This window comes from Streptomyces sparsus (genome assembly GCF_054776295.1).
In genome coordinates, this window is sequence record NZ_BAAHCA010000292.1 from 1 (window position 1) to 5276 (window position 5276).

At 71.8% G+C, this 5276-nt stretch carries 7 protein-coding genes; 1 reads left to right on the forward strand and 6 read right to left on the reverse strand.

Features of this window, described 5'->3' with window-relative positions; translation table 11 throughout:
• The 6 genes from sepX to galU form a co-directional block, all read right to left on the reverse strand.
• The coding region (gene sepX / locus ACYVE9_RS14640; protein ID WP_461028274.1) for a divisome protein SepX/GlpR at positions 1–719 on the reverse strand (719 nt) is incomplete at its 3' end.
• 173 nt (positions 720–892) lie between these two features.
• A complete protein-coding gene (locus tag ACYVE9_RS14645; protein ID WP_461028280.1) occupies positions 893–1516 on the reverse strand; it encodes a GNAT family N-acetyltransferase in 624 nt (207 codons plus the stop codon).
• Positions 1513–2049 carry a MogA/MoaB family molybdenum cofactor biosynthesis protein gene (locus ACYVE9_RS14650; RefSeq protein WP_461028275.1) on the reverse strand — a complete coding sequence of 179 codons (537 nt, stop codon included), beginning with the start codon at positions 2047–2049 and terminating at the stop codon, positions 1513–1515. The genes ACYVE9_RS14645 and ACYVE9_RS14650 overlap by 4 nt, the downstream gene beginning before the upstream one ends.
• Positions 2046–2534, reverse strand: coding sequence for a cyclic pyranopterin monophosphate synthase MoaC (gene moaC / locus ACYVE9_RS14655; protein WP_461028276.1), 489 nt, complete (start codon positions 2532–2534; stop codon positions 2046–2048). Before moaC ends, ACYVE9_RS14650 begins: the two co-directional genes overlap by 4 nt.
• A gap of 95 nt (positions 2535–2629) precedes the next feature.
• Positions 2630–3982 (reverse strand): molybdotransferase-like divisome protein Glp, encoded by a 1353-nt coding sequence (gene glp, locus ACYVE9_RS14660; RefSeq protein WP_461028277.1) that lies wholly within the window; start codon positions 3980–3982, stop codon positions 2630–2632.
• A 4-nt stretch (positions 3983–3986) separates the two neighbouring features.
• The gene (gene galU, locus ACYVE9_RS14665) at positions 3987–4889 is read right to left on the reverse strand and encodes a UTP--glucose-1-phosphate uridylyltransferase GalU (protein ID WP_461028278.1); all 903 of its coding nucleotides are present in this window, start codon (positions 4887–4889) and stop codon (positions 3987–3989) included.
• 89 nt (positions 4890–4978) lie between these two features.
• Between galU and ACYVE9_RS14670 the strand changes: the two genes are divergently transcribed.
• Positions 4979–5276, forward strand: a 298-nt coding sequence (locus tag ACYVE9_RS14670; RefSeq protein WP_461028279.1) for a 5-formyltetrahydrofolate cyclo-ligase, incomplete at its 3' end; no start/stop codon positions are given.

Genomic DNA, 5276 nt, shown 5'->3' on the forward strand with positions numbered 1-5276 from the left:
GAGGCGGGGTCCGCGCCGGGGTGCGCGCCACGGCGCCGCTCGTGCAGGCGGCGCGCGGCGGACTCCGCGCGCTGGTTGTCAAGCCGTACGGCGAACCGGCGACGCTCCTGGGCACGCAGGTACACGATGTAGGCGCTCAGCAGGACGGCCGGGATTCCCGGTGCCCAGAGGAAGCGCAACCCGCCCACGGCGGCGATGATCGCGCCGAAGGTGAAGGACAGGAAGAGCACCATGGTGGTCCGGCGCCGGCGGGCGAGGACCTTGGCGCGCTTGCCCCGCTCCTTCGACGTCCGGGGCGACCGGTGGTGCAGTTCGGTCATGGCCTCGGCGTCGACCGAGACGGCTGCGGACACCTGGCGGGAACCGGACGCGTACGTCCCGGCGGCGCGCTGCGCGGCCTCCTGTGCGGAACCCGGCAGGTGACCGGAGGCGGCATCGGGATCGCCGAGGTCCCGGACGGCCACCGCGTCCTCCGCGGCGTCCGCCCGGCCGGTGTCGTCACCGTCGGCGGCCGGATCGGGGGCTCCCTCCCGCGCCTCCCGTTCCCTGGCGTGGCGCCGTTCCATGGCGGCACGACCCGACAGGAGCCGGATGGCGGTGCTGAAGCGCTCCGTCGGACGGGAGTCGTTCAACTCGTCCTGGCGGCGGAGCCACATCGGCACCAAGTAGGCGGCCCAGGCCCCGACGATGACTGCGTAGATGAGGCCGCTGCTGCTCACGCATCACACGGTAGAGGGGTTTTGGTCGAAGCATCCGCCAATTGGCGCGGTGTGTCGCACGATCCGGCTGATATATCGAGCATTTTTTGTGATTGCAGGGCCCACGGAGCTCATATCTGCTCAGCTGCCGGACGGAAGCCCGCCGAATGGGCGAGGCAAAGCGAACACCTATTCTATTTACGCGATGTTCCCGGGCTTGCCCGGTGCCAGCGGGCCAGCAGGCCCTCCGGGACCTCCTCCTCGGTCAGCGCGTACACGAGGTGGTCCCGCCAGGCACCGTCGATGTGCAGATAGCTCGGCCGCACGCCCTCCTCGCGAAAACCGAGTTTCTCCACCACCCGGCGGCTCGGACCGTTCTCCGGCCGGATACAGACCTCGACACGGTGCAGTCCGACGTTCCGGAAGCAGTGGTCGACGGTGAGGGCGACAGCCGTCGGGGTCACCCCGCGTCCGGCGACGTCCTGGTCGATCCAGTAGCCGATGTGCCCGGAGCACATCGAGCCCCAGGTGATGCCGGCCACCGTCAACTGCCCGACGAGCCTGCCCTGGTAGACGACCACGAAGGGCAGCATGCGGCCGGCGTGCGCCTCCGACCTCAGGTGCCGGACCATCTGCCGGTAGGTCGGCCGCCGCGGCGGCAGGTGCCCGGGGGGTGTGGGGGGCACGGTGGCCTCCCAGGGGCGCAGCCACCTCCGGTTGCGCTGGTTGACCTCACGCCAGGCCCGGTGGTCGCGCAGCCTTATGGGGCGGAGGGTCGTGTCACCGTCCGCCAGCTCGACCGGCCATACGGCGTTCAGTTCGTGTCCCCTCTGGTGTGGTCGCCGCCGCGCAGCTGGTCGACGGCGTGGGGAAGAAGCTCCGCCAGCACGCTCAAGCCGTCCTTGACTCCGCCACGGGAACCGGGAAGGTTCACGATCAGGGTACTTTCGGCGACCCCGGCAAGGCCACGGGAGAGCGCGGCGGTGGGCACCTTCGCCCGGCCCGCGGCCCGCACGGCCTCCGGAATGCCGGGGATCTCGCGGTCCAACACCAGGCGGGTGGTCTCGGGGGTGCGGTCCGTGGGTGAGATGCCCGTACCGCCGGTCGTGACGACCACGTCGTAGCCGGCGGCGACGGCGGCCCGCAGCACCTCCTCCACCGGCTCGCCGTCGGGCACCACACTCGGGCCGTCGGTGGCGAAGCCCATCGCGCGCAGCCCCTCGACCAGCAGCGGCCCGCCGGTGTCCGCGTAGACGCCGGCCGCAGCCCGGTTCGAGACGGTGACGGCCAGCGCCCGAACGGGCTCGGACGGGGACCGGTCGGGAGCGGGGCCGTCCGCGGCGGCGGTCATGCCCGGCTCCAGTCGCCGGACCTGCCCCCGGACTTCTCCTCGACCCGGACGTCGGTGATGACGGCGCCCTTGTCGACTGCCTTCACCATGTCGATGACGGTCAGCGCCGCCACCGAGACGGCGGTGAGCGCCTCCATCTCGACTCCGGTGCGGTCAGTGGTACGCACCGAGGCGCTGATCTCGACCGCGTCGTCGGCCACCGTCAGGTCGACGGTCACACCGGAGACCGACAGCGGGTGGCAGAGCGGGATGAGCTCAGGGGTGCGCTTGGCGCCCATGATGCCGGCGATGCGGGCGGTGGCGAGCGCGTCCCCCTTGGGCAGCGTGCCCTGCGGGGAGTCCCCCCGCAGCAGCGCGACGACCTGCGGCGACACCAGCACTCGTCCGCTGGCCCGGGCGGTGCGCGCGGTGACGTCCTTGGCTGAGACGTCGACCATCCGGGCGGCCCCGGCTTCGTCGATGTGCGTGAGGTGCTGGCTCTTCATGAGCAGACACCGTACCCGCCGTGCCCCGCCGGTGCGGCGCCCGACCGGCCGCCCCGCCCCCGCATGTCCAACACTCGGCGCTGGGTACTCAGCACTCAGCTGAGAAGCATGACGTCCAGCTCGGTGCCGGGTGCGACCTCGGTGGTCTGCTCGGGCACGACGATCAGGGCGTCCGCCTGGGCGAGCGAGGCGATCAGGTGCGAGCCGGGGCCGCCGACCGGTTCGACCGTTCCGCTCTGCTCCCCTTCGGACGGCGGCAGGTAGCGTCCGCGCAGGAACTGCCGCTTGCCGGCGGGTGAGGTGAGGGGCTCCTCCGCGGTGACCCTGGCTCTCACCACCGGCCGATGCACCTCCGCGCAGCCCCGCAGCGCGCGGATCACCGGGCGCACGAACAGCTCGAAGGACACGTACGAGCTGACCGGGTTGCCGGGCAGCGCCAGCAGCGGGGTGCGGTCCTCGCCGATCAGGCCGAAGCCCTGCGGCTTTCCGGGCTGCATCGCGAGGCGGCGGAAGTCGACACCGCGGGAGGCCGCCACCTCCAGACTGCCGGAATCGCGGTCGCCGTCGGCGTCCGGACGCACGTCGGTACCGCTGAGCGCTTCCTTGACCACGTCGTAGGCGCCGACGCTGACTCCGCCGCTGGTCACCAGGACGTCCGCCCGGACGAGCTGGTCCTCCACCGTGGCGCGCAGGGTGTCGGCGTCGTCGGCGACCGCACCGACCCGGTAGGCGAGGGCGCCCGCGTCCCGGGCCGCGGCCATCAGCTGGTAGCTGTTGGAGTCGTGGATCTGGCCCGGCCCCAGTGGCTGCCCCGGTGGCACCAGCTCGCTGCCGGTGGACAGCACCACGACCCGGGGCCTGGGCCGCACCCGGACCGTGCCGAGCCCCAGGGCGGCGAGCAGGCCGATCTGCGGCGGGCCGAGCACGGTGCCCGCCGTCAGCGCCACCGCACCGGCCCGCACGTCGCTGCCCTGGTCCCGGACGTACTGCCGGGGCTTGACCGGGCGGTGCACCCGGACCTCACCGGCGGCGCCGGCCGGATCCGTGCTGTGGGCGGCCATGGCCGCCGCCGGGCCACCGCCGGTTCCGCCGTCCGTCCACTCCACGGGGACGACGGCCTCCGCGCCGGGTGGCAGCGGGGCGCCCGTCATGATGCGGGCGGCCTGGCCGGGGGCCACGGTGGGGAGGTCGCCGCTGCCCGCCGCGACGTCACCGACGACGGTGAGCACCGCCGGGAACTCCTCACTCGCGCCCTCGACATCGGCTGTCCGGACGGCGTACCCGTCCATGGAGCTGTTGTCGAAGGGCGGCAGGGAGGCCGGTACGCGGACGTCCTCGACCAGGACGCAGTCCTGGGCGTCCAGGAGTTGGAGCTCGATGGGCTCCAGCGGCCGGACGGCGTTGAGGATGTCCGCCAGGTGTTCGTCGACCGACCAGGTCTCGCTCACTGCCCTACATCTCCTCGTTCACATAACCCCGCAGCCAGGTCCGGAAGTCCGGCCCCAGGTCCTCACGTTCGCATGCCAGTCTGACAATGGCCCGCAGGTAGTCGGCACGGTCACCGGTGTCGTAGCGGCGTCCGCGGAAGACGACGCCGTGCACGGGGCCGCCGATGGAGGAGTCGGCGGCGAGCGTCTGGAGGGCGTCGGTGAGCTGGATCTCGCCGCCGCGGCCGGGCTGCGTCTTGGCCAGGACCTCGAAGACGGCCGGGTCGAGCACGTAGCGGCCGATGATGGCGAGGTTGCTGGGCGCCTCGGCCGCGTCGGGCTTCTCCACCAGGTCGGAGACCTGCACCACGTCGTCGTCACCGGTCGGCCGGGCCGCCGCGCAACCGTAGAGGTGGATGCTGGCCGGGTCGACCTCCATCAGCGCGACGACGCTGCCGCCGTACTGCTGCTGAACGGCAGTCATCCGGCTGAGCAGCGGGTCCCTGGGGTCGATGAGGTCGTCACCGAGCAGGACCGCGAAGGGCTGGTCACCGACGTGCGGCGCGGCGCACAGCACGGCGTGGCCCAGGCCCTTGGGGTCGCCCTGGCGGACGTAGTGCATGGTGGCCAGGTCGCTGGACTCCTGGGCCTTCTCCAAGCGGTGGTCGTCGCCCTTGGCGCGCAGGATCTGTTCGAGTTCGTAGTTGCGGTCGAAGTGGTCCTCGAGCGGCCTCTTGTTACGGCCGGTGACCATGAGAACGTCGGAGAGGCCGGCGTTGACCGCTTCCTCGACCACGTACTGGATCGCGGGCTTGTCGACGACAGGCAGCATCTCCTTGGGGGTCGCCTTGGTGGCGGGGAGGAAGCGAGTGCCCAGGCCGGCTGCCGGAATGACAGCCTTGGTGATCCGGTTACGTGAGGTAGTCATGTCCGGCACCATAACCGGTGACATCGGGCGGAAGATAAGCGTCCGGTCGCTCTGTAGCGGTATGCGGACATAGAAGAGGGTGACACAGAGTGAACACCGATGCTGTCAAACGTGCGTTGCGGCAGGATCTCCTACAGGTGAGATCCACGTTGACCGCGGATGACGTGGCGGTGGCGGCGGAGCGGCTGTCCCAGCACGCTCTGGCCCTGCCGGAGTTGGCGGCCGCCACCACAGTGGCAGCGTACGTCTCGGTGGGCGCCGAACCGGGCACCCGCGCGCTGCTCGACGCGCTGCGCGCGCGGGGCGTGCGCGTGCTGCTGCCGGTCCTGCTGCCGGACAACGATCTCGACTGGGCGGTGTACGGGGGCACGGCGGCGCTGGTCCCCG

Coding starts and splice junctions, on each gene's coding strand:
- ACYVE9_RS14650 (WP_461028275.1), bottom strand. CDS start 2,049: ATGACCGCCGCCGCGGACGGCCCCGCTCCCGACCGGTCCCCGTCCGAG.
- moaC (WP_461028276.1), bottom strand. CDS start 2,534: ATGAAGAGCCAGCACCTCACGCACATCGACGAAGCCGGGGCCGCCCGG.
- galU (WP_461028278.1), bottom strand. CDS start 4,889: ATGACTACCTCACGTAACCGGATCACCAAGGCTGTCATTCCGGCAGCC.